The 24,291-nt window shown below is 73.4% G+C and carries 31 protein-coding genes; 15 read left to right on the top strand and 16 right to left on the bottom strand.

From position 1 onward, the window contains the following. The first annotated feature begins 4 nt into the window (after positions 1-4). Positions 5-451 carry a hypothetical protein gene (locus ABIH81_RS14205; protein ID WP_349880712.1) on the top strand — a complete coding sequence of 149 codons (447 nt, stop codon included), beginning with the start codon at positions 5-7 and terminating at the stop codon, positions 449-451. 3 nt (positions 452-454) lie between these two features. Here the strand turns inward: ABIH81_RS14205 and ABIH81_RS14200 are convergent, their stop codons facing one another. Together ABIH81_RS14200 and ABIH81_RS14195 are read right to left on the bottom strand one after the other, a co-directional pair. Next, positions 455-865 (bottom strand): TIGR03618 family F420-dependent PPOX class oxidoreductase, encoded by a 411-nt coding sequence (locus ABIH81_RS14200; protein WP_349880711.1) that lies wholly within the window; start codon positions 863-865, stop codon positions 455-457. Between the two features lie 41 nt (positions 866-906). Further along, positions 907-1,347 carry a hypothetical protein gene (locus ABIH81_RS14195; RefSeq protein WP_349880710.1) on the bottom strand — a complete coding sequence of 147 codons (441 nt, stop codon included), beginning with the start codon at positions 1,345-1,347 and terminating at the stop codon, positions 907-909. 73 nt (positions 1,348-1,420) lie between these two features. Between ABIH81_RS14195 and ABIH81_RS14190 the strand changes: the two genes are divergently transcribed. The 5 genes from ABIH81_RS14190 (at position 1,421) to ABIH81_RS14170 (ending at position 6,236) form a co-directional block, all read left to right on the top strand. Next, positions 1,421-2,221, top strand: coding sequence for a class I SAM-dependent methyltransferase (locus ABIH81_RS14190; protein ID WP_349880708.1), 801 nt, complete (start codon positions 1,421-1,423; stop codon positions 2,219-2,221). A 149-nt stretch (positions 2,222-2,370) separates the two neighbouring features. Then, the gene (locus ABIH81_RS14185; RefSeq protein ID WP_349880707.1) at positions 2,371-3,546 is read left to right on the top strand and encodes an ATP-binding protein; all 1,176 of its coding nucleotides are present in this window, start codon (positions 2,371-2,373) and stop codon (positions 3,544-3,546) included. Then, entirely contained in the window at positions 3,536-4,732 is a 1,197-nt protein-coding gene (locus ABIH81_RS14180; RefSeq protein WP_349880705.1) for a hypothetical protein, read from the top strand. The genes ABIH81_RS14185 and ABIH81_RS14180 overlap by 11 nt, the downstream gene beginning before the upstream one ends. Next, positions 4,702-5,418: a response regulator transcription factor gene (locus ABIH81_RS14175; protein WP_013288128.1), complete on the top strand. Its 717-nt coding sequence runs from the start codon at positions 4,702-4,704 to the stop codon at positions 5,416-5,418. The genes ABIH81_RS14180 and ABIH81_RS14175 overlap by 31 nt, the downstream gene beginning before the upstream one ends. Before the next feature lie 74 nt (positions 5,419-5,492). Next, on the top strand, positions 5,493-6,236 hold the full coding sequence (locus tag ABIH81_RS14170) for a hypothetical protein (protein ID WP_349880703.1): 744 nt from the start codon (positions 5,493-5,495) through the stop codon (positions 6,234-6,236). A 43-nt stretch (positions 6,237-6,279) separates the two neighbouring features. On the opposite strand, the gene ABIH81_RS14165 is transcribed toward ABIH81_RS14170, so the two are convergent. Next, positions 6,280-7,032, bottom strand: coding sequence for a lysophospholipid acyltransferase family protein (locus tag ABIH81_RS14165; RefSeq protein WP_349880702.1), 753 nt, complete (start codon positions 7,030-7,032; stop codon positions 6,280-6,282). Positions 7,033-7,130: 98 nt separating this feature from the next. Between ABIH81_RS14165 and ABIH81_RS14160 the strand changes: the two genes are divergently transcribed. After that, positions 7,131-7,790 carry an alpha/beta hydrolase gene (locus tag ABIH81_RS14160; RefSeq protein ID WP_349880701.1) on the top strand — a complete coding sequence of 220 codons (660 nt, stop codon included), beginning with the start codon at positions 7,131-7,133 and terminating at the stop codon, positions 7,788-7,790. Positions 7,791-7,799: 9 nt separating this feature from the next. Beyond that, positions 7,800-8,189, top strand: coding sequence for a VOC family protein (locus ABIH81_RS14155; RefSeq protein WP_349880699.1), 390 nt, complete (start codon positions 7,800-7,802; stop codon positions 8,187-8,189). Between the two features lie 24 nt (positions 8,190-8,213). Here the strand turns inward: ABIH81_RS14155 and ABIH81_RS14150 are convergent, their stop codons facing one another. The 7 genes from ABIH81_RS14150 to ABIH81_RS14120 all read right to left on the bottom strand — a co-directional run bounded on the left by ABIH81_RS14150 (position 8,214) and on the right by ABIH81_RS14120 (position 15,812). Beyond that, entirely contained in the window at positions 8,214-10,274 is a 2,061-nt protein-coding gene (locus ABIH81_RS14150; RefSeq protein WP_349880698.1) for a glycogen debranching N-terminal domain-containing protein, read from the bottom strand. Continuing rightward, positions 10,274-10,645 (bottom strand): SCP2 sterol-binding domain-containing protein, encoded by a 372-nt coding sequence (locus ABIH81_RS14145; protein WP_349880696.1) that lies wholly within the window; start codon positions 10,643-10,645, stop codon positions 10,274-10,276. The genes ABIH81_RS14150 and ABIH81_RS14145 overlap by 1 nt, the downstream gene beginning before the upstream one ends. A gap of 161 nt (positions 10,646-10,806) precedes the next feature. After that, positions 10,807-11,223: a CBS domain-containing protein gene (locus ABIH81_RS14140; RefSeq protein ID WP_349880695.1), complete on the bottom strand. Its 417-nt coding sequence runs from the start codon at positions 11,221-11,223 to the stop codon at positions 10,807-10,809. A gap of 64 nt (positions 11,224-11,287) precedes the next feature. Beyond that, on the bottom strand, positions 11,288-11,956 hold the full coding sequence (locus tag ABIH81_RS14135; RefSeq protein WP_349880694.1) for a TMEM175 family protein: 669 nt from the start codon (positions 11,954-11,956) through the stop codon (positions 11,288-11,290). A gap of 103 nt (positions 11,957-12,059) precedes the next feature. Further along, on the bottom strand, positions 12,060-13,082 hold the full coding sequence (locus tag ABIH81_RS14130) for an aspartate-semialdehyde dehydrogenase (RefSeq protein ID WP_349880693.1): 1,023 nt from the start codon (positions 13,080-13,082) through the stop codon (positions 12,060-12,062). Between the two features lie 97 nt (positions 13,083-13,179). Next, positions 13,180-14,523: a pitrilysin family protein gene (locus ABIH81_RS14125; protein ID WP_349880692.1), complete on the bottom strand. Its 1,344-nt coding sequence runs from the start codon at positions 14,521-14,523 to the stop codon at positions 13,180-13,182. Then, entirely contained in the window at positions 14,523-15,812 is a 1,290-nt protein-coding gene (locus ABIH81_RS14120) for a pitrilysin family protein (RefSeq protein ID WP_349880691.1), read from the bottom strand. The genes ABIH81_RS14125 and ABIH81_RS14120 overlap by 1 nt, the downstream gene beginning before the upstream one ends. 85 nt (positions 15,813-15,897) lie before the next feature. Here ABIH81_RS14120 and ABIH81_RS14115 point away from each other — a divergent pair, with 85 nt between their 5' ends. Next, the gene (locus ABIH81_RS14115; RefSeq protein WP_349880689.1) at positions 15,898-16,611 is read left to right on the top strand and encodes a phosphodiesterase; all 714 of its coding nucleotides are present in this window, start codon (positions 15,898-15,900) and stop codon (positions 16,609-16,611) included. Here the strand turns inward: ABIH81_RS14115 and ABIH81_RS14110 are convergent. After that, positions 16,586-16,807 carry a hypothetical protein gene (locus ABIH81_RS14110; RefSeq protein ID WP_091423325.1) on the bottom strand — a complete coding sequence of 74 codons (222 nt, stop codon included), beginning with the start codon at positions 16,805-16,807 and terminating at the stop codon, positions 16,586-16,588. The genes ABIH81_RS14115 and ABIH81_RS14110 overlap by 26 nt on opposite strands. Positions 16,808-17,060: 253 nt before the next feature. Between ABIH81_RS14110 and ABIH81_RS14105 the strand changes: the two genes are divergently transcribed. Genes ABIH81_RS14105 through ABIH81_RS14095 form a run of 3 tightly spaced genes read left to right on the top strand, consistent with a single transcriptional unit; the run spans position 17,061 to position 18,669 of the window. Continuing rightward, entirely contained in the window at positions 17,061-18,158 is a 1,098-nt protein-coding gene (locus ABIH81_RS14105; RefSeq protein WP_349881100.1) for a 3-deoxy-7-phosphoheptulonate synthase, read from the top strand. Positions 18,159-18,207: 49 nt separating this feature from the next. Further along, positions 18,208-18,432 (top strand): hypothetical protein, encoded by a 225-nt coding sequence (locus ABIH81_RS14100; RefSeq protein ID WP_349880687.1) that lies wholly within the window; start codon positions 18,208-18,210, stop codon positions 18,430-18,432. Positions 18,433-18,459: 27 nt separating this feature from the next. Beyond that, positions 18,460-18,669, top strand: coding sequence for a hypothetical protein (locus tag ABIH81_RS14095; protein WP_349880685.1), 210 nt, complete (start codon positions 18,460-18,462; stop codon positions 18,667-18,669). A 60-nt stretch (positions 18,670-18,729) separates the two neighbouring features. On the opposite strand, the gene ABIH81_RS14090 is transcribed toward ABIH81_RS14095, so the two are convergent. From ABIH81_RS14090 to ABIH81_RS14080, 3 genes are read right to left on the bottom strand one after another with little or no spacing between them, the layout of a single operon-like run. Beyond that, a complete protein-coding gene (locus tag ABIH81_RS14090; RefSeq protein WP_349880683.1) occupies positions 18,730-19,269 on the bottom strand; it encodes a DUF1360 domain-containing protein in 540 nt (179 codons plus the stop codon). A 34-nt stretch (positions 19,270-19,303) separates the two neighbouring features. Beyond that, a complete protein-coding gene (locus tag ABIH81_RS14085) occupies positions 19,304-19,621 on the bottom strand; it encodes a hypothetical protein (protein WP_349880681.1) in 318 nt (105 codons plus the stop codon). Then, positions 19,621-19,920, bottom strand: a complete 300-nt coding sequence (locus ABIH81_RS14080) for a DUF6158 family protein (RefSeq protein WP_349880679.1) — start codon at positions 19,918-19,920, stop codon at positions 19,621-19,623. Before ABIH81_RS14080 ends, ABIH81_RS14085 begins: the two co-directional genes overlap by 1 nt. A gap of 122 nt (positions 19,921-20,042) precedes the next feature. Between ABIH81_RS14080 and ABIH81_RS14075 the strand changes: the two genes are divergently transcribed. Next, on the top strand, positions 20,043-20,492 hold the full coding sequence (locus ABIH81_RS14075) for a hypothetical protein (protein ID WP_349880677.1): 450 nt from the start codon (positions 20,043-20,045) through the stop codon (positions 20,490-20,492). A gap of 25 nt (positions 20,493-20,517) precedes the next feature. Beyond that, positions 20,518-20,847 carry a DUF3817 domain-containing protein gene (locus ABIH81_RS14070; protein ID WP_349880676.1) on the top strand — a complete coding sequence of 110 codons (330 nt, stop codon included), beginning with the start codon at positions 20,518-20,520 and terminating at the stop codon, positions 20,845-20,847. A gap of 7 nt (positions 20,848-20,854) precedes the next feature. Here ABIH81_RS14070 and ABIH81_RS14065 read toward each other — a convergent pair whose 3' ends face one another. Continuing rightward, entirely contained in the window at positions 20,855-21,373 is a 519-nt protein-coding gene (locus ABIH81_RS14065; protein ID WP_349880675.1) for a DUF6232 family protein, read from the bottom strand. A gap of 415 nt (positions 21,374-21,788) precedes the next feature. On the opposite strand from ABIH81_RS14065, the gene ABIH81_RS14060 reads away from it, so the two are divergent. Continuing rightward, positions 21,789-22,754, top strand: coding sequence for an NlpC/P60 family protein (locus tag ABIH81_RS14060; protein WP_349880674.1), 966 nt, complete (start codon positions 21,789-21,791; stop codon positions 22,752-22,754). Positions 22,755-22,826: 72 nt separating this feature from the next. On the opposite strand, the gene ABIH81_RS14055 is transcribed toward ABIH81_RS14060, so the two are convergent. Then, complete coding sequence (locus ABIH81_RS14055) at positions 22,827-23,816, bottom strand: sigma-70 family RNA polymerase sigma factor (RefSeq protein WP_349881099.1); 990 nt, start codon at positions 23,814-23,816, stop codon at positions 22,827-22,829. Between the last annotated feature and the right edge of the window lie 475 nt (positions 23,817-24,291).

Here is a 24,291-nt window from a genome sequence, read left to right as displayed (position 1 = left end):
CAGCATGGGCGCATCGGGCTGGAACTACTTCACGGCATACCAGCCGGATGCCCAGGCCGCGTTGGACGAACTGCGCCGGCAGGTCTTCGAGGCCGGCGACTACTGGTGGGCGGTGCCGGGTGGGTTCGGCTCGTCCGCCGCCGACTTCCCGGACCGTCCCCGCAGCGAGGAGGAGCTGTGGGCGGACGAGCGGGTGCAGGAGTCCGGCACCCACTCCATCCTGGACATGACGTGGGTGCTGGCCGATGGCGAGGAGCCCGACTTCGGGACGCTTGCGCCGGTGACCGAGGCGGAGGCGCTCGCACGAGCGGGCGTCGCCAGGCCGACCCGCGCGCACGTCCAGGCGCTCGCACCGCTGGCGGAGCAGCGCTGGTTCGGCCGGTACGCCGTACTGCACGACGACGCGGGCGCCCCGAGTGAGCTCTACTTCTGGGGGTTCTCGGGGGACTGAGAATCAGCGTGCCGTGCCGGCCAGCAGCCACCGCCGGACGGGCACCTCCAGCAGCACCCGGTCCCCGTCCGGCGTGACCGGCTGCCGGATGTCCCATCCCCCGTACTTCTCCGCGAACGCCGCCACGATCGCGGGCGGGAAGTCGGCACGGTGCAGGCGGGCGACGCCCTCCGCGACGACCGGGTGGACGCCGTCCTCCAGGGCGAGCGAGACGCGGGGGTCGGCCGCCACGTTGCGGGCCTTGACGCTGCGCCCCTCGCAGCCGATCCACCAGACATCGTCGGCGTAGACGAACCACACCGGCGTGACGTGCGGGGAGCCGTCACGGCGCAGAGTGCAGAGCCAGACGTTGCGGTCGCGGGCGAGCCGGTCCTCGACGTCCGGCGGAAGCGGTGTGGCGGGAGATGAGGCCATGCGACAAGTGGATCAGGTACGCGCGGACGCGCGCTACCGGCTCACTCGCAGATCCGCCACTCGCCGTCTTCCTTGACCATCGGGAACGACTGCGTCACGTTCGTGCCGACCGCCGGCGTGAAGCGGATGGTCGTCGACCCGCTCACCCGCCCGTTGTTGTTCGACACGTTGAGCCCGATGACGTCGTAGCCGGTGAACTCCGGCTGGGAGGACTGCTGCCGGGTGAAGTCCGCCTCGCTGACCCGGTCGCGCACCGAGGAGCAGAACTGCCGGTACGCGGCGGGATAGTCGCGGCCGACGATCGCCTCGGCGTAGGTCTCCGCTGTGGACCGGGCCGGGCCGGTGACTTCCTGCACGGCCCGGAAGAGGAAGAAGCCGGCGAGCACACCGCCGGAGCAACAGATCGCCAGCACCACGCCGAGCACGATGAACAGCGTTCGCCTGGACTTCTTCGGCGGCACCATGGCCGGCTGGTATGCCATACCCCGCAGGGTAGGCAACGCCGGCAACCGTAAACCGGATGCTGCGGCTCCGCTTCTCGGCGACCATCGATCGATGCCCGCACACCGACCGGCCGAACCGGACGTCAGTCGCTACTACACCGAGGTCTACGCCGAGGCCGACCGGCTGGACGGGTCACCGCAGGGCCGGCTGGAGGCACGGCGTACCCGGGATCTGCTCGCCCGGCTGCTGCCCGCCGCACCTGCGGACGTGCTGGACGTCGGCGGTGGTCCCGGGGCGTACGCGGGTCCGCTCGCCGCGGCCGGCTACCGGGTGCACCTGGTCGACCTGGTGCCCGCGCACGTGGCGGCGGCGCGGTCCGCGTACCCGCTGGTCAACGCGTCGGTGGGGGACGCCCGCGCGTTGCCGTCGCCCGACGCGGCGGCGGACGCGACGCTGCTGCTCGGCCCGCTCTACCATCTGCCGCGGCAGGCCGACCGGGTGGCGGCGCTGCGCGAGGCCGCGCGGGTGACCCGGCCGGGCGGGACGATCGTGGCGGCGGCGATCAGCCGCCACGCCGCGCTGATCGACCTGAGCGTGCAGGGCCGGCTGGACGAGGACATCCGGCAGTCGTTGCGCGCCCAGTACGAGACCGGGGTGAACGATCCGCGCACCGGCTTCACCACCGCGTTCTTCCACCGGCCGGAGGAACTGGCCGCCGACTTCGTCGCGGCCGGACTGCCCACCCCGGAGGTGTACGGGGTGGAGGGTCCGCTGTGGCCGCTGCTGAACGCGCTCGGCACCGGGTCGCACGAGCGGTTGTTCGCCGACGCGGTGACCTGCGCCGAGACGTTCGAGCGGGACGCCGCGATCCTCGGCGCCAGCGCCCATCTGCTCGCCGCCGCGCGCCGCTGACCGCCGGGCCGGACCGCCGCCTGCTTTACGCCGGAGCGAAACACGTCAAGCACCAAGGGTGACCAGTTGCGACAAACCATGTTATTCTTCGGCGTCAATCTATGCCCGCGCGGACCCGGCCGGGTCGCTGCCGGAAGGACATCCCCCCGATGCCGGTCGCTGCCGCCATGCCCCTGTCACGGGCCCCGCTGGCCCGCCCGGCGGGCGACGCGCTCAGCCTGATCTTCACCACCCTGCCGGCGCTGCTGCGGCTCACCTGCGGCCTGGTCGGCGCGGTGGTCGCGCTGGCGGTGCGTACGCCGCCGGTGCGGGTGGCGCTGCTGATCCCCGCGGTCGTCGTGCTGACCGCCTGGTCGCTCTGGTACGCGTTCCGCGCGTTCCGGCACGGCATCGGCGGCGCGCTGGTCGCCGGTGACGTGGCGCTGACCACCGCCGCCGCGCTCGCCGTCCCGTGGCTCGTCGCGCCGGAGGTGCTGCCGGGCGAGGCGAGCTGGATCGCGGTGCTGGCCAGCTCGACTGTCATCAACGCGCAGGCCACCGCCCCGGCCCGCTGGTCCGTGCCGGCCGGCCTGCTGGTCACCGCCGCGTACGTCACCGGCACCACGCTGGCCGGCAACCCGGTCGAGGCCCGGGCGCACGCCGGGACGCTGCTGGTGCAGACCGGCAGCGCGGCGGTGATGACAGCGGTGATGCGCCGCCGGATCGCCCGCGCCGACGCCGCGTTCGCCGACTACCAGCGTCTGTCCCACGAGGCGGTGGTGGCGCGCGCCGCCCGCGAGGCGGAACGGCGGCAGAACCGCGACCTGCACGACACCGTCCTGGGCACACTCACCATGGTCGGCCTGGGCGCCGTACCCGACTCGGCGACGTTGCGCGAGCGGTGCGCGGACGATCTGCGTACCCTCACCGCCCTGGCGGGTGCGCGGACCGCGACCGCGGCCGGCGAGGCCGACCTGGACGAACGTCTGCGCGAGGTGCTGGCGGGGACGCCCGCGCCGGCGGTGACCGCCACGCTTGCGCCGTGCCGGCTGCCGGCGGAGGTCGCCACGGCGCTCGCCGACAGCGCCGCCGCCGCGCTGGCGAACGCGGCGCGGCACGCGCCGGGCGCGGCCACGTCGCTGCGCCTGGCCCGCGAGGGCGGCACCGTCGTGGTCGAGGTGGTCGACGACGGTCCCGGTTTCGACCCGTCCACGGTCCCGGCCCACCGGTACGGGCTGCGCGAGTCGATCCACGGGCGGATGAGCACTGTGGGCGGTCGGGCGTTGGTGACCTCCGCCCCTGGCGCCGGTACCCGGATTCGGCTGGAGTGGTCCGATGGCGAGTGAGTCGGGTACGGCCGTGGCGGCCGGCTCCGCGCTGCGCGCGCTGCCCCGGCCGCGGACGGCGACGCGCTCCGCGTCGGCCACAGCCCCGCCGCAGGCGCACGCGGTGGCCGACGCGTCCGACGGCGGCGCGCGGGTCGCCGCGATCGTCATCGCGGCGGCCTGGCACCTGGCGGTGGCGCTGCCGGCCGTGTGGCAGGCCGGGCCGGGGATGGCCGTCCCGGCCGTGGTGGCGGCGGGCTGGCTGGTGACCGCGCTGGTCGGGGTCGGTGCCGGGGTACGGCTGCTGCGCGGCGGACTGCCGGCGGCCGGACCGCTGGCCGCGGTGCTGCTGATCGTCGACGCGGCGGTGGTCGCCGGGGCCGGCGAGCGGTTCCTGTTCAGCACCGCCAACTGGGTGTGGGGCGGCCTGGCCTGGTTCTTCCTGCTGGTGCTCTGGCAGCGGCCGGTGCGCTGGCTGCTGGTCATGCTCGCCGCGCACGGCACGATCGCGCTGGCGGCGGTGGTGTCGTACGGGGCGACCGCGCCGGCCGACCTGAGCCGCGCCGCGATGTACGTCTACGGCACCTCCACCCTGCCCGTGGCGGTCTTCGTCGGCGCGGCGGCGCTCACCGCGCAGGCCCGGGACCGGGCGGCCACCGCCGCGGCGACGCTCGCCGTGGCGGCGGAGCAGGAGGCGGCCGAGCGGGCCCGCACCGAACGGCAGGCGCGGCTGGCGCTGGTCAGCGGCACCGCCGAGGAGGTGCTGGCCGAACTGGCGGCGGGCGACGCCGACCCGGCCGACCCGGCGGTACGGCGGAGCTCGGTGCTGGCGGCGGCCCGGCTGCGCCGGCTCATCGCCGAGTCGGACGACGTGCCGGACGCGCTGCTGCACGAACTGCGCGCGGCGGCCGACCTGGCCGAGCGCAACGGACTGCCGATCGACCTGGTGTCGGTCGGTACCCTACCGGAGCTGCCGGTGGAGATCCGGCGCGGGCTGGCCGACCCGCTCACCGCGGCGCTCGCCGCCGCCGAGGGCTGGGCGCGGCTCACAGTGGTGGCGGGCCCGGACGAGGTGGTGGTCAGCCTGGTGACACCGGATCACGACGGCCCGGACGAGCCGGCGACCGGCGGGGACGGGCCGGTGGAACACCTGCACGAGCGGGACGGGGAGATCAGATGGACGCAGACCCGCTGGCGGCGGACGTGAACGCCGGGACCCCGATCGGGGTGGCGATCGTGGACGACCATCCGGTGGTGATCGACGGGGTGCGCGCCTGGCTGGCCGGCGAACCGCGGTTGCGGGTGCTGGCCACCGGCGACGACCCGGACGAGGTGCTGCGGGCCGCGCCGGACGCCGAGGTGGTGCTGCTCGACCTGCGCCTGCACGGCCGGATGGTGCTGGACAAGCTGGCCGAGCTGAGCGCGGCCGGGCGCCGGGTGGTGGTCTACTCCGAGCACAGCGACCCGCAGACCATGCTCGCCGCGCTCGATGCCGGGGCGGTCGCGTTCCTGGCCAAGCACGAGGGGCGCGAGCACTGCGTGGCCACCGTGCTGGCGGCGGCGAGCGACCGGCCGTACGTGCCGCCGGCGCTGGCCGGCGCGATGGTCGGTGACGCCCGCCCGGATCGTCCGTCCCTGTCGGACAAGGAGCGCGAGGCGCTGCTGCTGTGGTTCCAGTCGATGTCGAAGGCGTCGGTGGCGCGCCGGATGCAGATCAGTGAGCACACCGTGAAGCAGTACGTCGACCGGGCGCGGATCAAGTACACCCGGGCGGGGCGTCCGGCCGCCACGAAGGCGGCACTGCTCGCCCGGGCGATCGAGGACGGACTCGTCCGACCGGAAGATATCGGCATCTACCGGTCGCAGGCGTCGGCCGACCGGCCGACCCCCTAACAGGTGTCATGACAGTCGCCCCAGGAATCGGGCAGGCTCACCGGTACCGCCAACCGTCATCGGGAGGTCGTACCGTGCCGGAGGACGCCACACCCTTCTTCGTCGGACCGCATCGGTTCGACGCCGACGACGACCCCACCCGTCCCGTGCTCGACCGGCGCTACGAGCTGGTACCCGAGCCCGGCGAACGTCTGCTCGGTCAGCACCGCCTGCGCGTCGCCGGTCACCTGCTCGGCCCGAGCGAGGACGTCCGCTGCTGGTCGCTGCCCGCTCCGGCGACGATCACCGTGACCGAGCGCCGCCTGGCGTACGTCTGCACCGGCTCCGAACTGTCGGTGGTGTCCGGGCGGGACGGCCGGGCGGGCGCCCGGCACCGGCGGCCGGTCCGGCTGTCCCGCCTGGTCAGCGGCCAGATCCGCTGGCAGTGGCCGTCCCGGCTGGAGCTGGCCGAGGTGGGCGACGGCATGGCCGAGCTGCGCATCGTCTGCGACGCGCTGCGCACCATCCGGCAGCCGGCGCTGGCGCTGACCGGCCCGGTCGGTCTGGTCGCCGGGCTGGCCCGGCAGGTACGCCGCTCGGTGGCCGGTTTCCGGCTCGCCAACGCCGAGCTGGTGGACCTGTCCCCGCCGGAACGGGACGCCCTCGCCGTCCGGGTGGCCGCCTCCCCCGGCCCGACGCTGGGCACCGTGACGCTGCCGGGCTCGCTGCCGGTGGAGTTCCTGTCCCGCGACGACTACTACCGTCCGCCGGAGGCCGAGGCGTCGCCGTGGGCGTGGTCCGGCTTCCCCGCCCACGACCAGCCCGGCTCCGCCTGCTGACGCTCCCCGTACGCAATCCGGTGGAGGGCGGGAGGGGCGAGCGTCAGGAGGCGCTGCGGGTGCGGCGCTCGGACCGGTCCAGCTCGACTGCCTCCTCCGGGGTCGGCGCGCTGCCGCCCAGGTGGACCGGCTGCCACCAGGTGTCGTCCGGGCCGGACGGCTTGTCCGGGTACTCGCGCTGGGCCCGGTCGACGAGCGCCGACAGGCGGGTACGCAGGTCGGCGGTCATGACGGTGGCGTCCGGGTAGGCGGACGGGTCCATCGGCTCGCCGACGATGATCGTGATCGGGGTGTGCCGGCGGGTCAGCGTGCGCGGGCGGCCCTTGGTCCACAGCCGCTGGGTGCCCCAGAGCGCGACCGGCAGCAGCGGCACGCCCGCCTCCTGCGACATCCGGGCCGCCCCGTTCTTCAGATCCTTCACGGTGAAGGAGCGGCTGATAGTCGCCTCCGGGAAGACGCCCACCACCTCGCCCCGGCGCAGCGCGCCGACAGCGGCGGCGTACGAGCCGGCGCCGGCGGCCCGGTTGACCGGGATGTGCTTCATGCCGCGCATCAGCGGACCGGAGACGCGGTGCCGGAAGACGCTGTCCTTCGCCATGAACCGGACCAGCCGCTTGGCCGGGTGCGCGCCGTAGCCGCAGAAGATGAAGTCGAGGTAGCTCACGTGGTTGGACGCGAGCACGGCGCCGCCGGCGTGGGGCACGTGCTCGCTGCCGGACACGTCCAGGCGCAGGTCGAGGAGCCGGAACATCGTCTTCGCGGCGGTGATCACAGGTGGGTACACGAGTTCCGACATACCGAAACTTTACCCCGAGTAGGTTACGCGACCGTAGGGCCGATCTGCCCTCGGCAGACCCGGGTTCGCACCGGCCTGGGCGCGGCGACGATGGCGTCATGACCGAACGCGCGGTGCTGCTCTGGATCCACGGCGGAGGCTGGCGTGCCCGCGCCGAGGAGGACGGGGCGGCGCTCGCGTCACTCGGGCTGCGCGTGGTCCCGGCCACGTACCGGTTCTCGCACCAGGCGCGCTGGCCGGCCCAGCTCGACGACGTCCGCGCCGCAGCCCGGGCCGCCCGGGCCGGGGCGGACGGCCTGCCGCTGCTGGTGGGCGGTGACTCGGCCGGCGGGATGCTGGCCCTTCAACTCGGCCTGCGCGGGGTGGACCGGCCCGGCGACGTGGCGGGGGTGCTCGCGTACTGGGCACCCGTCGACCCGCTCGACCCGGAGCAGCGGCGCCGGCGCGCCCCCGGCGACGACCCGTGGACCGACCTGCTGGGTCATCCGCCGGCCACGGGCGATCCGGCCACCACGGACGCGACCGTCGCCACCCACCTCGGCTCCGGCGTGCCGGTGCTGCTGGTGCAGGGGCGCGACGACGTCGCGGTGCCGGCCGCCCAGCCGATCGAGCTGACCGGCCGGCTGCTCGCCGCCGGGCACCCGGCGCATCTGTGGCTCACGCACGGCGGTCACGCGCTCGACCTGGCCCGGCCCGACCTGCTTGCGGCTGCCGCCGCGTTCCTGGACCGCGTCCTGCCCGCCGCCGCGGGCGACTAGGTTCGAGGCATGCCCGACCTCGCCGCGATCGTCATCCACTGCCGCGACCCCTACCTGCTGGCCCCGTTCTGGAGTGCGGTCACCGGGCTGCCGGTGGTCGAGGCGGACCGGGTGAAGCTCGCCGAGGGAACGCTCGCGCCGGCCGAGGCGGTGCTGCTGCGCGATCCGCACCGGCGGCGTCCGGACCTGTGGATCAGCCCCGCCGACATGCTGCCGGAACCCGGCCGGATCCACCTCGACCTGGTCGGCGACGCCGAGGAGCGGGCCGCGGTGCTGGAGGCGGGCGCGACAGTCGTCCGCGAGCTGCCGCGCTGGACCGTGCTGGCCGACCCGGAGGGCAACGAGTTCTGCCTGCTCCCGCCGAACGAGGCACACACCGCGCCGCCACCCGGGCACTGACCCGCCACCCGGGCGCCGGCCCGCTCAGCCGGCCGGTTCGTCGAGGTCGAGCCGGCCCCGGGCGAACGCGTCCACCCGGCCCCAGCGGCCCGGGATGTCCAGCACCTCGATCCGTCCCATGCCCACCGGCAGCCGCGGGTCGACCGCCAGGTGCTTCTCGTGCGGCTCCAGCCCGAGCATGGTGCGCAGCAGCAGCATCGGCGCCCCGGTCGACCAGGCCTGCGGGCTGCACGCGGTCGGGTACTCCACCGGGAACTTGGTCAGCTCGCGCCGGTAGCCGCCGAACGCCTCCGGCAGCCGGCCGTTGAAGTAGGTGGCCGCGTCGAGGATGCCGTTGGCCACCGTGGCGGCCTCCTCGGCGAAGCCGTACCGGCGCAGGCCCCAGGCGACGAACGAGTTGTCGAACGGCCAGATCGTGCCGTTGTGGTAGCCGATCGGGTTGTAGCGGACCTCGCCCTCGGCCAGCGTCCGCACCCCCCAGCCGGACCAGAGCCGGGGGCCGACCAGATGCTCGGCGATCTTCGGCGCCCGCTCGTCGTCCACGATCCCGCTCCACAGCAGGTGGCCGATGTTGGAGCTGAGCACGTCGCACTGGCGCCCGTCCGGGTCCAGCGCGAGCGCGTAGAAGCCGCGGTCGGCGACCCACCAGTCGTTGTTGAAGCGCCGCTTCAGCTCCGCCGCCTCGCGTTCCAGTTGATCGGCGTACGCGGGGTCGCCCCAGAACTCCCGGGCCATCCGGGCGGCCCGCATCTTCGCGTCGTACGCGTACCCCTGCACCTCGCACGTGGCACGCGGGAACGGCGGCAGCGTGCCGTCGGCGTACGAGATGGAGTCCCACGAGTCCTTCCAGCACTGGTTCTCCAGGCCGGTGTCGGTGTTGCGCCGCTCGTACCAGATGTAGCCGTTGCCGAGCAGGTCGGCGTAGTCGTCGATCCACTTCAGCGCGGCCCGGCACTCCAGTTCCATTTCCTTGACCAGCGCGCCGTCTCCGCTCCACCGCTCGTACTCGTCGAGCAGCACCACGAACAGCGGGGTCGCGTCCACCGAGCCGTAGTACGGCGAGTGCGGCTGCTCCTCGAACGCGGCGGTCTCGCCGTACCGCATCTCGTGCAGGATCCGGCCCGGATCCTCGTCCCGGAAGTCGTCGAACCGGGTGCCCTGGAGCGCGCCGAGGATGCGCAGCGTGGTCTTCGACATCTCCGGCGCGAACGGCAGCACCTGGAGGCAGGTGAGGATGCTGTCCCGGCCGAACATGGTCATGAACCAGGGCAGGCCGGCCGCGGGCAGCGTCTGCCCGCCGAGCGACAGCGGCGAGAAGCGCAGCGCCGCGAGGTCGACCAGGCTCCGCCGGTACGTCGCGGCGAGCTTCTCGTGCTCGCTGTTCAGCTTCGGGGCCCGGCTGATCCACTCCTCCAGGTCGTGCTGGAGCGCGAGCCGCTCGGTGCCGTGCGCGCGCAGTCCCATCCGCAGGTCCCGGCCGCCGGGGCCGATGGCGAACGTCTGCACGTCGATGACGGCGTCCCACTGCTCGTTGGGTTCCAGCCGGATGCTCCAGGCGAAGCCGCGCTGGTCGTAGCGGGCGGGCTGGTTGGCGGAGACGAGGGTCTCGCGCCGGAAGTTGCCGCGCCGGTAGCCCAGGCGCAGCCGGTCCGACTCGGCCTCGGCGTAGTGTTCGCCCTTCTTGTTCAGGATCTCGTCCTTGACCTGGAACAGGTCGGCGAAGTCGGACCCGGCGTCCATCCGGATCTCCAGGTCGACCGCCTTCTCGTCGTGGTTGAGAATGGTCAGCGTCTCCCGGAAGCTGCCGCCGACCGCCCGCTCCCGGATGATCGACAGCTTCGCGTCGATGTAGTGCGTGGCCATGCCGGGCACCAGGAAGAACCGGGCCTCGTAGTACTGGAGGTCGTCGAAGGACAACGCGTTGAGCCGCTCGCCGTTGACGGTGAGCACCCACTTCGACAGGTACCGCGTGTCGAGCGAGAACAGGCCGGTCGGCTCGCTCGGTGTGGCCTCGATGTCGCCGGTGTCCTCGCTGACCACGAACGTGTTGCCGTCCAGGATCCGGACGGTGTTGTTCCCGGGCATCAGGCACCCCTCCCGCCGAACGTGTGGTGCGGTCCGCGGGAGCCCGGCGGACCGGGGAAGACCCGCTCGACCTGCAACACGAGCCGCAGGTCGCCGACGACTGTCATGTCACCGCGCAGCAGCGCCGGGATGGTGTTCTCCTCACCGCTGACCAGCTCGGCGAACAGGCGCGGCTCGATGCCGACCACCGCGTCCGCCTCTCCGTCCTCCTGCCGGACCCGCAGCTTGCCGTGATCGATCTCCAGCAGCCAGTGCATGGTGTGCGGGCCCTCGTGCAGGTCGAAGCGGAGCGTTCCGGAGGTCTTGACCAGCAAGGGCTCGAACCCCCGCCGATCCAGGTCCTCGAAGAATCTCGTGGTCATGTCCACCATTTGGGCGACTCCTCCCGCGATCCGCGGTCTACCTGTCGACGCTCCGTGTCCCCACCCGATCCGGGGCCAACCTCGCCCGAACCGGGTGAGGGCGGCGGCACCGTCGCGGCGCGCGACGCCGGCCCCCGAACCGGAAGCCGGCGTCATCGCGGCGGACAGGTCTAGTTGTTGGGGTCGTCGGCGCTGATGTCCGCGAGCACCGACTGGGGTTCCCGCTCCACCGCCAGGTCACCCATGGAGATCAGGCCGACCAGACGGCCGTCGTCGACCACCGGGAGACGGCGGACCGCGTACGTGCGCATCAGGTCGGCTGCGGCCACGGCGTCGTCGTTCGGGTTGACGGTCACCACGTCCTTGCTGGTGATCTGGTTGAGCCGGGTGGCGGTGGGGTCCATGTTCTCGGCCACGCCCCGTACCGTGATGTCCCGGTCCGTCACGATGCCGACCACGTTGTCGCCGTCGGTCACCACCACGTCGCCGATGGCGCTGTCGCGCATCTCCTGTGCCGCGGCGATGAGCGTGTCGTTGCCGTCCATCGTCACCAACCGGGTCGTCATGAACTCTCCGACCGTTGTCATGGTGCTCCCCTCTCGGTGTCAGCACCGCGGTCTACCCGCCGCCGCAGGCGGGGTAACGCGGGCGTCACCGCCGGTGGCGCAGGCGTCGGCGCAGGTCGTAGAAGCCGTTGCTGGACAGCCCGTAGAAGACCGGCAGCAGCAGGAGCACCACGAGCGCCGCCGGCACGCTCAGCAGCACGCCCACCAGACCGGCGATCGCGTACGCGAGGACGCCGAACAGCGCCCGGACGCGTTCGGCCCCGAAGAACCGGGCGGGGACGTGCGGCTCCAGCAGTTCCCGGTGCCGGCTCAGGTAGTGGTAGAGCCAGAGCCAGGCGGACGACAGGAGCACGCCGACCAGCGCGTACGCGGACACCGCGACCTGCTCGTCGAAGACGTTGCCCTCCTCCACGGCGCGGGAGACGAGCGCGGTGACGAACGGCAGCAGCGCGACGCTGAACAGCACGCCGAGGTTCGCCCAGTGCAGTCCCCGGTCGGCGCAGTGGACCCGGTGGAACGTCCCCTTGTGGTTCAGCCAGTTGACCGCCACGTACAGGTAGGACGTGACGTAGGCGAGGTAGACCGGCCACTGGTCGAGCAGCGCGCGCAGCATCCCGCCCGGCTCCGTCTCGGGCACCCGCAGGTCGAGAACCAGCAGCGTGATGACGATGGCGAAGACCGCGTCGCTGAACCCGATCGCCCGGCCCGTGTCCGAACGCACCCCGGCGTCCCCGGTGTCCCCTTCGGCCGTCATGTCGGCACCCCCGCCCTGCCGGCGCGGGTCGGCCGGCGACCCGGCGGGCATACCCACTGTGCGGGCGTCCGTGCCGGGTGACCCGGCACGGACGCCTGCGGGGTCAGCGCTCGGCGGCGACCAGCTCGGCGAGTTGCACGGCGTTCAGCGCCGCGCCCTTGCGCAGGTTGTCGTTGGCGCAGAACAGCGCGAGCCCGTGCTCGACGGTCTCGTCGGCCCGGATCCGGCCCACGTACGTCGGATCCTGGCCGGCCGCCTCCAGCGGCGTCGGCACGTCGCGCAGCGCCACGCCGGGCGCGCCGTCGAGCAGCTCACGGGCCCGGGCCGGGTCGATCGGCCGGGCGAACCGGGCGTTGATCTGCAGCGAGTGACCGGTGAAGACCGGCACGCGCACGCACGTGCCGGAGACCTTCAGCCCGGGGATGTCCAGGATCTTGCGGCTCTCGTTGCGCAGCTTCTGCTCCTCGTCGGTCTCGTCGGAGCCGTCGTCGACGATCGAACCGGCCAGCGGGAGCGCGTTGAAGGCGATCGGGCGGGCGAACGAGCGCGGCGCCGGGAACTCCACCGCCCCGCCGTCGAAGGCGAGCCCGGCGGCGTCCTCGGCCACCTTGCGGACCTGCTCGTCCAGTTCCGCCACCCCGGCCAGGCCGGCGCCGGAGACCGCCTGGTAGGTGGCGACGACGAGGCTGACCAGTCCGGCCTCGTCGTGCAGCGGGCGCAGCACCGGCATGGCGGCCATCGTGGTGCAGTTCGGGTTGGCCACGATGCCCTTCGGGCGGTCCGCGATCGCGTGCGGGTTCACCTCGGCCACCACCAGCGGCACCTGCGGGTCCATCCGAAACGCCGAGGAGTTGTCGATCACCACGGCGCCGGCCTCGGCGACCCGGGGAGCCAGCTCCTTCGCGGTGCCCTTGCCCGCCGAGAAGAGCACGATGTCCAGGCCGCGGTAGTCCGCGGTGGCCGCGTCCTCCACGGTGACCTCGCCGTCGCGCCAGGGCAGCGTGCGCCCGGCCGACCGGGCCGAGGCGAACAGGCGCACCTGCTCCGCCGGGAACTCGCGCTCCGCCAGCACCTGCCGCATGACGCCACCGACCTGACCGGTGGCTCCCACAATGCCGATCCTCATGCCCGCGAGGCTACCCAGACGGGCGGTGCGGGTGGGAAACGTTTCCCACCGCGCGGATGCGGGGCGACGGGAATCACAGACCCGCCGCCCCGCCCGGTCACGTGTGGTCGACCACCTCGCCGAGACCGCTGGCGACCAGCTCGTCCCGGATGACCGCCGCGTCCCCCTCGATCACCATCGTCAGCGACTCGGGGTGCAGGTAGGTCGCGGCCGCCGCGGAGACGTCCTCGACGGTCGCCGCGAGCAGTTGCTCCCGCAGCCGTGCGTGGTAGTCGTCCGGCAGGTCGTGCACGACCAGCGTGCTCAGCGCCGCGGCGATGGCCCGTGGGCTCTGCAACTCGACCGAGAGCTGCCCGGCCCGCCAGGAACGCGCCACCTCCAGCTCGTCCTCGGTGACGCCGGTCAGCTGGGTACGGGAGATCTCGCCCACCGACTCGACGAGCGCCGGCGCGGTCACCGCGGTCTGCACGCCGGAGCTGACCGCGAACCGGCCGAACCGCCGGGACGAGGCGAAGTCCCCCCGGATCCCGTACGTGTAGCCGCGTACCTCCCGGATCAGGTGGTTGAGCCGGGACGTGAACGCGCCGCCGAGCACGGTGCCGGCGAGCGTCATCGGCACGTGGTCGGGGTGGGCGCGGTGCGGGGACGGGTGCCCGAGCCGCAGCGTGGACTGCACCGAGCCGGGCCGGTCGACCAGGATGATCCGCCGCTGCCCGGCCAGCGGCACGTCGATCGGGCCGCCGCGTTCCACCGGGCCCCCGCCGGCACCGGCGAACGCGGTCGCGGCGAGCGCGTCCAGGTCGATCCGCTCCAGGTCACCGGCGACGACGAGCGTGCCGGGGCGGATGAACCACTCCGAGTGGAAGACGGTGACGTCGTCGACCTCCAGCGCGGCCACGCTGTCCGGGTCGCCGTAGAGCGGGCGGCCCCACCGGTGCTGCGCGCCGAACAGCTCGGCCCGCAGCACCGCGTCGGCGCGCGGGCCGGGGTTGGCCCAGTCCATCCGCAGCGCGGTCGCCTCGTCGTCGCGTACGCGCAGCACGTCGGCCGGGTCGAGCCGGGGCGTACGGACCGCCTCGGCCAGCAGTTCCACGGCGGCGGTCAGCCGGTCCACCGGCACCTGCACGCTCACCTGGAACGAGTCCCAGTCGAGCCCGGTCGCCAGTTCGGTGCCGAGCGCCTCGATGGCCAGCGCGTACGCGGTGGCGTCCCGCTGCGCGGTGCCCTCCTCCAGCGCCTTGGCCAGCACCGCGCCGAGCCCCTCCTTGCCGACCGGCTCCCGGCCCGCGCCGCCGTCCAGCAGCAGCACCGCGACGGCGAGGTTCTGCCCGGGCAGGTGCGCGGCGACCACCTGGCCGCCGGCCGCCGTCCGCCGGACCACCTGCGGGAACCGGTAGGCGCGGGCGGCGCCGGGGCCGGGACGGGTGGCGATCAGCGACATCACTTCTCCTCGGGCAGGTAGGTCAGGATCACCCGGTCGCCGGCGCCGAGCAGCTCGGCGGCCTGCTCGGCGATCTGCTCCGCGGTCACCGCGAGCCAGGCCGGCAGCCGGTCGGCGGCGCGGGCCGGGTCGCCGAACTGGGTGGCGTACCGGCCGAGCGTGTCCGCCCGCCCGTCCACCGTGGACATCTGCCGCCACCACATGGTGCTCAGCAGCGCCTTGGCGCGGTCCAGCTCGGCCGCGGTCACCGGCACTGTGGCCAGCTCGTCGACCACGTCGGCCAGCCCGTCGCGCAGCCGCTCGGCGCTCACCCCGGGGCGGGCCGTGGCGGTGGCGATCAGCGGAGCGGGCGCGTGCGCCAGATCCACCCCGTACGCGCCGACCAGGTCCGGCTGGGCGATCCGCTCACCGTCGGCGAGCCGCTGGTAGAGGCGGCTGCCCCGGCCGCTGCCGAGCACGGTGGCCAGCACCGTGGTCACGTCGTACCCCGGGGTGCCGAACGGGTGGGTGCGGTGCGCGACGTAGACGCGGGGGGCGGGCACGTCGGCGGTGACCGTCTCCACCGCCGGGCGGCCGGTGGCCGGCACCGCGCGGCCGTCCGGCGCGGCCGGGATGTCGGCGCGCGCGGCGAGGCCGCCGAAGTACTTGTCGGCGAGCGCGAACACCTCCGCCGCTTCTGTGTCGCCGACCACCGTGAGGACCGCGTTGTTCGGCGCGTAGTAGGTGCTGTGGAACTCCTGGAAGGTGGCCAGGTCGGCGGCGTTCAGGTCGGCCATCGACCCGATCGTCGCGTGGTGGTACGGGTGGCCGGGCGGGTAGAGCAGCGGCAGCAGCCGCAGCCACGCGTCGCCGTACGGCACGTTCTCGTAGCGCTGCCGGCGCTCGTTCTTCACCACCTCGCGCTGGTTGTCCAGCGTCTCCTGGGTCAGCGCCGGCACCAGACCGCCCATCCGGTCGGCCTCCAGCCAGAGCGCCAGTTCCAGGTGCTCGGCCGGGACCGTCTCGAAGTAGTTGGTCCGGTCCGGGTTGGTGGTCGCGTTGAGCGAGCCGCCCGCGCCCTGGATCAGCTTCATGTGCTCGGTCTTCGCCACGTTCACCGAACCCTCGAACATGAGGTGCTCGAAGAGATGGGCGAAGCCGGTCTGTCCCGCCGGCTCGTGGCGTGAGCCCACGTCGTACCAGAGGTTGACCGCCACGGCCGGGGCGGTGCGGTCCTCGCTCACCACCACGCGCAGGCCGTTGTCCAGTCGGGTCGTCTCGATCGGCCAGGGGAAACCGCTGTCGGGCATGAGACGACGCTATCCGATCTCGGAGGCGGAAAGGTGACACGCGCGCCCGAGCATCGTCGGTGCGCGCCGGGGTACCCGTGCGGGCATGGCCGCCACCACACCCTCCGCCGTCGAGCGCGCCGCCGCCGCGCTGGCCCGGATCCGGCACGCCCGGCTGCTGCATCCGGCCGGGCGGACGTTCGCCGGCGAGGCCCGGATCTGGGGTACGCCGGGACCGCCGACCGGCGTTCCGCTGCTCGACCTGCCGGCCCGGTGGCCCGCCACGATCCGCCTGTCCAAGGGCGTGCCGACGCCGGGCGGCTGGCCGGACGTGCTGGGCGTGGCGGTACGGCTGCACCGTGACCCGGAGCCGCCGGTGGACCTGCTGTGGAGTTCCAGCGGCGCCGCGCCGGTGCTGCGGAACCTGCCGCTGCCCCGGCGGCGCTTCACCGGGACGTACACGTCGATCATGCCGTTCCGGGCCGGCGGGCGGCGGCTGTTCCTGGCCGTGCTGGCCGACCCGGAGTCGCCCGACCTGGGTCGCGGCCTGGCCGAGGCGGTCGCGGCGGTCGCGGCCGACGAGCCCCGGCTGGTGCTGGCGGTGGCCTCGGCGGTGGGCCGGTGGCGGCCGTTCGGCGAGGTACGCCTCGACGACGAGCGCGGCGCCGCCGAGGACGCCGCGCTCGCCTTCGACCCGATCGGCAACGTGCCGCCGGGGTTGCGCCTGACCGGCCCGCTGGCCCGGCTGCGGGACGACGGTTACCGGGGTTCCCGCCGGGCCCGGGGCGCCGCGCTCAGTCGGGCGGCTCGACGGGGGTGACGGTCTGCTCGGAGGTGCGGTGCTCCAGCACGGTGTCGGGGGCGGCGTTCTGGTCCGCCTCGCGGATGTCGGACTCGGTGAGGATCGCGTCGGCCTGCGCCTGGGCGTCGTCGCTGCCCGCCGCCGCCTCCTCCGGCAGCAGATGCGCTCGGGATTCGATCCGTTCCTGGTCACTCGGGTCGTGGCTCGTGGTCATGGCGATCACATACCCCGCGTTCCGCACTTCGGAACGACAGCGGGACTTCCGGCGCGCGTCGGGTACGCTGGCCGACGTGACGCGGTCGTATCGATGGTTTAGGCAGCCGGCTGGAGGAGCCGGTGACTCGACCATGAGCTGACGTCACCACCTCTTCGAGCCGGCCGGGCAGGGATTGTTTCCCTGCCCTTTCGTATGCGAGCAGCCGGCTCGATCCCCCGGACCCGGCACGGGGGCACGGTCGGCGGAAGGAATCCCCACCGTGACCACGTCCCAGGACGCCCATCGGGTCATCGACCAGCGCATCGACCGTGTGGTGCCGCTGACCACCCCGGCCCTGCTGCACCACCACCTGCCGCTCGACACCCCGCTGGCCGAGGCCGTCGTGGCGGGCCGGCGTGCCGTCGGCCGGGTGCTGGACCGCGCCGACGACCGGTTGCTCGTCGTCGTCGGCCCCTGCTCCGTGCACGACCCGGCCGCCGCCCTGGAGTACGCGGGCCGGCTGCGCGAGGCCGCCGCCCGGGTCGCCGACGACCTGCTCGTGGTGATGCGTGTCTACTTCGAGAAGCCGCGCTCGACGGTGGGCTGGAAGGGCCTGATCAACGACCCGGCGCTGGACGGCTCCGGCGACGTGAACACGGGCCTGCGTACCGCGCGGGCGCTCCTGCTCGACGTGCTGCGCCTGGGCCTGCCGGTGGGCTGCGAGTTCCTCGACCCGATCACCCCGCAGTACATCGCGGACACGGTGGCCTGGGGCGCGATCGGCGCGCGGACGGTGGAGAGCCAGGTGCACCGGCAGCTCGCCTCCGGGCTGTCCATGCCGATCGGCATGAAGAACCGGCCCGACGGCAGCATCGCCACCGCCGTGGACGCGATCCGGGCGGCCGGGGTGCCGCACGTCTTCCCCGGCATCGACGTCTCCGGCACCCCGGCGATCATGCACACCCGGGGCAACGCGGACGGGCACCTGGTGTTGCGCGGCGGGGGCGGCCGGCCGAACTACGACGCGGAGTCGGTGGCCGGGGCGCTGGAGCTGCTGCGGGCCGCGGGCCTGCCGGAGCGGGTGGTGCTCGACGCCAGCCACGCCAACAGCGGCAAGGACCACCGCAACCAGCCGCTGGTCGCCGCCGACGTGGCCGCGCAGCTCGCCGCCGGCCAGCGCGGGATCGTCGGCATCATGCTGGAGAGCTTCCTGGTGCCGGGCCGGCAGGACCTGGACCCGACCCGGGAGCTGGCGTACGGCCAGTCGGTCACCGACGCCTGCATCGGCTGGGACACCACCGCCGAGGTGCTGGAGCAGCTGGCCCAGGCCGTCCGGGCCCGCCGGGCCACGCTCCCGGCACCGGCCTGAGCGGGATTGGGGCGAGTTTGACCGGTTCGGTGCCGGGTAGGTGGTCGGCGTGACCGATGACGCGCCCGTGACCGAGCAGCCCGACACCAGGCTGCTCGACGACCTGCTCGACGACATCTACCACGGCCAGGAGCGGGTCACCCAGGCGGACATCTACCGCCGCGCGGTGGCCGCCGAACTCCCCGCGGAGCTGCTCACCCGGATCGCCGCGCTCCCCCAGGGCGAGTACGCGGTGGACGAGGCGGCCGATCTGCTGGGCGGCACGGTCGCCTGAGCCCCCGGACGACCGAGAGGACGCGACATGACCGACCGCAACCCCGACCACGAGCACCTGACGGCGCTCGGCCAGCCCCCGGAGGGCGTCGACAGGCTGCCGGAGCCGGACTTCGCCAACGAGCACGACCGCACCGCCGTGGACCGGGACGTCGTCACCGGGGAGGACGAGGACGAGCGGGAGCCGGAGGCGTCGCGCGGCTGGGCCGGCGAGGACCACGGCACCACCCCCACCTGACGGTGGGCGACACGGGAAAGGGGGGCCGGCGCGCGCCGGCCCCCTTTCGTGTCCACGGGGTCAGGACTCGTGGCGACCGCCCTCGGCCGCCTGCTGGGCGACCGCGTACCCCATCTGGAGGAAGTCGGAGGCGGCCACCGCGGTCAGCGCCGTGGCGACCAGCCGGGTCAGCCGGGGTGCCAGCACCAGGCCGCCGGTGAGCCCGGTGGCGACCCAGACCGCCAGGCAGAAGGGGCAGCTCACCAGCTCGCCGAGCGCGTGCCGGGTCGGGCTGCCCTCGTCGCGGACCTGCTCCATCACCTCGCCACTGCCGATCGGGTGGTCGTAGCGGGTGAACGGCGCCCGCAGCGGGCTGGTGATCGCGTCCTTGGACAGCAGCCGGCTGAGCTTGTGCGTGGCGATCGAGAGCAGCACCACGTCCGCGGGCGAGGGCCGCTCGGGCACCGGCCGGCCGGTCGCCCGGACCAGGCCGACGAGCGCGGCTGTCACACCGGCGTACGTGCCCATCGCCTTCAGGTAGCCCTCCAGCGGCCGATGCTCGTGCGGCGCGTACGCCTGGCGCAGGCGCGCCACCTTCTGCTTCAGGCCACTCCCGGTCAACCCGGCCTCCTCGTGCTCGTCGTGCGGGCCGGGCTCAACCGGCGGTCAGGTTGTCGGCCACCTCGCGGTCGAGGTTGGCCAGGATCTCGTCGGCCAGGTCGTGGTCCGGCCCGGCCAGGTCGAGCCGCACCCGGGCGCCGCCCGCGCCGGTCGGCTCCACGTCGATCTCGGCGGACCAGTCCACGGCGCACCACCGGGCCCGCATGGCGTCGGCGTCGACGACCTCCACCCGGCAGGCGCCGGAGCCGCGCAGTCGCTCGGGCAGCCAGGCCGAGGAGCGGTCCGGATCGGTCGCGGTGTTGAACACCACCTCCGGCGGCGCGGACATGCCGCGCTCGGCGTGGCCGGCCATCAGGCGTCCCGCAGCCGGCTCGGGTCGACCTCCCGGCCGGGGTGCCGGGCCAGGTACTCCGTCTCCAGTTCGGCGGTGCGCCGCAGGTGGTTGGCGAGCGCCGATTCGGTGGCGTGCCGCAGCGTGTCCAGCCGGGTGCGGTGCAGGCTCTGCATCTCCCGGACCAGGTCCTCGTCGCCCAGCTCCGCCGGGTCCACCCCGAGCTGCTCGCCGTCCGCGTCGACGGTGCGGGCGTGGTCGCCGTCCCATTCCGCGACCCGCTGTTCCGGGCTCGCGTCCCGGCGTACCGATTCGGTCATCGTCGCCCCCTCGTCTCGTTCGGGTTGCACCTGTTCGGATGCCCAGCGGGCGTGCCACCAAACCCCGCCCGGACTACGACGCCGTGTCGGAGAAGCCCGGCGGCCCCGGTACTCTCGTGGGCATGGAACGGCTCTGGACACCGGCGTGGATCGTCCGCCACGTGGCCATGGTCGTGCTGGCGGCGGGTTGCCTCGGGATGGGCTGGTGGCAGGTCACCCGCGCCGCCGGGGGAAACGCGATCAGCTTCGGTTACGCGATCGAGTGGCCGGTCTTCGCCGGTTTCGTGATCTTCGTCTGGTGGCGTGAGGTCCGCCAGACGCTGCGCGCAACCGGCCCGGCGGCGTCGGCCGACCCGGACGAGTCGGGGCCGCCGGCCGATCCCGCGCCGTCGGTGACCACCGGCGCCGCGCCGGTCGCCGCCACCCCGGTGGTACGCCGGCCGGTGCGCGTCGTGCGGGTGCCGGCCGCACCGGCCGACGGGGCGGACGACGCCGAGCTGGCCGCGTACAACCGCTACCTATCCTGGTTGAACGCCAATCCGGGCGCCCGGCCCGGCGACTATCCCGGCTGAGGCCGGTACGGAAGGACGGACGACGGTGGGCGGAGCCCTTACCCGGTACCGCGTGATCGCCTGGATCGTGGGCGTGGCGCTGGTGGTGCTGGTCCTGATCGGCATGCCGCTGAAGTACGGCTTCGACAACCCGAGCGTGGTGGCCGTGGTCGGCGTGGCGCACGGCTGGCTGTACATGCTCTATCTGGCGCTCTCCTTCGACCTGTCCCGCCGGGCGAACTGGCCGCTGAAGCGGATGCTGCTGGTGATGCTCGCCGGCACCGTGCCGTTCGTCTCGTTCTACGCCGAGCGGCGGGTGAGCCACTGGGTGGCCGCCGAGAGCCGCCCGCGTACGCCGGAGCCGGTCGCGGGCTGACCGCCGCTCACCGGGCCGGCCGCCACGGCTCGGCCGCCGGCGGATCGGCCCAGCCGCCCAGGCGCGCCGCCTCCCGGGCCCGCGCCAGTGCGCGGGCGACCTGGCCGAACTGCCGCTCGTCGTCGCTGCTGAACAGCAGCACCTCGGTGCCCCGCACCCGTCCCCACAGCTCGTGCGCCGGGGGCCGCACCCGGTCGCCGATCAGCACGAGCAGCAGCGGCACCAGCCCGACCGCGCCGAGCATGAGGTACGCCCCGGCGGTGAGCCGGTGCAGGCCGCCGGTGAAGCCGAGCAGCAGGCCGACCGCGGCGATCATCGCGGCGGACACGGCGACGGCCCGGATCGCGAGCCGGTCGTGCGGCCCGCGGTCGGTCCGGAGCTGGGTGATCTCGGCCACCGGCCAGCTGTTACGGCCGACGGTGAAGCGCTCGGCGGTGACGACGATGCCGGGCCGGGCGTAGAGCAGCCTGGGTGCGGCCGGTCGCGGCGAGCGGGGCGGCTGGGTGGCGGAGCGGTCGGTCTGCACGGCGGCCTCCCGGGAGCAGGGATCCCGTGGTGGGATTTCCCGTCCGGGCTTCATTGTGTTGGCCTCGCGCCACCTGACCTCGGGGTTTCGGCGGTCGCGGGGGTCACCGGCCCGGCCGCGCCCGCCGGAAACAGAGAACGATTTCCGCCTTTGTCGTGACTTTGCCTGGCGTTGCCTGGCGACATCCGCCCAGAACGACGAATCGGGCTAATCGCCTCATCCACCCACCGGCTCCCCCTCATCACTTTCCGCCACTTTGCCAACTTTCGACCCTGCTTGAACTCCCGGCTACTGCGATCACGGGTTAGGTTGTCCAGGTCGGCCCGGTCGACAGCCATCCACCCGGATGGCCCCGGGCCGGTGTCGCCGGGTCGCTGATGCGCCCGGCGACCGGTGGGAGAGGAGCTTTCCGCTCTTGTCGTCCTTACGGATGCTGCTCCGCTCGCTGGCGGTGGCCGGCCTCTCGGCCGCGCTGCTCGCCCCGGCGCAGGTGGCCCGGGCCGAGCCCACCCCCGCCGAGCTGACGAAGCAGATCGAGAAGTCCTCGACTGAGCTGGAGCGAATCGTCGAGTCCTACAACAAGCTCAACGAGGACATCAAGGCCAACAAGGCCACCGCGGCCAAGTTGGAGGCCCGGATCGGGCCGTTGCAGGAACAGGCCGAACGCAGCCGCGCCGACGTGGGCGTGCTGGCCGCGACGGCGTACAAGACCGGTGGCATGCGTACCGCGGCGGCCCTGCTGGACCCGGGCGGCCAGGCCACGCTGCCGGAGCGGCTGGGCACGCTCGACCAGCTCACCCGCCAGCGGCAGCGCACCATCAACAGCTTCACGGCCGACCAGCAGCGGCTGATCGACCAGAAGACCCGGCTGGACGTCACGCTCGCCCGGGAGGCGGCGCAGGCCAAGCAGCTCAAGTCCGCGAAGACGCGGATCGAGGCGGACCTGTCCGACCTCTACGAGATGCGGCGCAAGGCGTACGGGCGGGCCAACGAGGCGCCCGGCAACCCCAGTTCGGCGGGCAAGCCGCCGGCCGTCTCCGGTGACGCCGGCACTGTGGTGCGGTTCGCCTACGGCGCCGTCGGCAAGCCCTACGGCTACGGCCAGGACGGCCCCGGCAGCTACGACTGCTCCGGCCTGACGCTTGCGGCGTGGCGGACGGTCGGCAAGTCGCTGCCGCACAGCGCGGCCCGGCAGTGGAGCGCCACCACCCGGATCAGCCGTAGCGAGCTGCAACCCGGTGACCTGGTGTTCTACTCCGGGCTCGGGCACGTGGCGCTCTACGTCGGCAACGGCCAGATCATCGACGCGCCCAGCGCCGGGCGCAACGTCAGCAAGCGCGGCATGAACATCATGTCGATCGCCGGCTACGGCCGGGTCTGAGCACCGCGAAGACGGCGAACGGCCGGCGTCCCCCTGTCGGACGCCGGCCGTTCGCCGTTCATTGTTACCAGGTCAGGCCGCCTGGAGCCCTTCCGCGCGAGCCAGCTCACGCAGCCGGCCCAGTGCCTGGATCTCCAGCTGCCGGATGCGCTCGCGGGACAGCGAGAACCGCGACGCGACCTCGGTCAGCGAGTGCTCCCGCCCGTCCTCCAGGCCGTACCGGGCCCGCATGATGCCGGCGGAACGGTCGTCGAGGTGGTTGAGCAGACCCTCGATCCGCTGCCGCTCCAGGCCGGTGAGCACGATCTCCTCCGGCGACGGCGCGTCGCTGTCGGCGACCAGGTCGCCGAGGTTGGTGTCGCCGTCGTCGCCCACCGGGGTGTCCAGCGAGACGGTGTCCTGCGACCAGCGGACCAGTTCGTTGACCCGCTCGACGGTCACGCCGAGCGCGGTCGCGATCTGCTCCGGCTCCGGGTCGCCGCCCAGCTCACGGGTGAGCTGCCGGGCCACGTTGCGCATCCGGTTGACGTCCTCGACCAGGTGCACGGGCAGCCGTACGGTCCGCTCCTGCTGGGCGATCGCCCGGCTGATGGCCTGGCGGATCCACCAGGTCGCGTAGGTGGAGAACTTGAAGCCCCGCTCGTAGTCGAACTTCTCGACCGCCCGGACCAGGCCGGTGTTGCCCTCCTGGATCAGGTCCAGCATGGGCATGCCGGAGCGCACGTAGCGCCGGGCGATCGACACGACCAGTCGCAGGTTCGCGCGGATGAACAGGTCCTTCGCGCGCTCACCCTCGACGACCAGCCGCTCCAGGTCCTCCCGGTCGACGCCGTCGGGGATCCGATCCACGTCGAGCAGGTGCTCGGCGTAGAGACCCGCCTCGATCGCCTTGGAGAGGTCGACCTCCCGGGCGGCGTCGAGCAGCGGCGTCCGGGAGATCTCGTGCAGGTAGACGCCGACCAGGTCCCGCTCCTCGGCGACCTCGTCGGTACGCATGCCGATGTTCTTGTCCACGATTGCCACGGTCCCCTCGCTCGCGCCGGTTGCCCGGTTCCTTGCCATCCCCACGTTCACCAGCCCTCCCCGTAACCTCCGCCGTGCCCGTAGGTGCTGACACCTACACAACAGATGTGACGCGTCGGGGATTCCATGTCGTGAGTCGAAACTGTCACGAATGCCTGAGTAGTAGCTGAGAGCCCGGTCCATGTTTCCTGTTACCGGCCCGGTTCGGGCGGCTCGCGGGCGCCGTTTTCGGCACACACCGGAGCTGCGAAATCGCCGTTCGCCCATGGAATGGCACCATTGCCTGTTCCATGAACGCAGCGAGCCGCGTCACCGAGTCGTTGCGATCCTGGTCACTGCGAGATACGCGTCTGCGGACCGGTCGGTTCAGCCATGCTCAAGGATTACCCTCCGCCTCGTTGAACAATCCGTGCGGGAGGAGTCGTCCCCTCCCCGCACGTGATACGCGTCGCACCCGCCGGGCGGATGCGCCGGGCGGGTGGATCGGGCGGGACGGGCCGGCCCGCGGCGGGGG

The organism is Micromonospora sp. HUAS YX12, assembly GCF_040215685.1.
GTDB classification, from domain to species: domain Bacteria; phylum Actinomycetota; class Actinomycetes; order Mycobacteriales; family Micromonosporaceae; genus Micromonospora; species Micromonospora tulbaghiae.
Note: the sequence above shows the minus strand (reverse complement) of the source record. Positions and strands in the feature narration are given on the sequence as shown.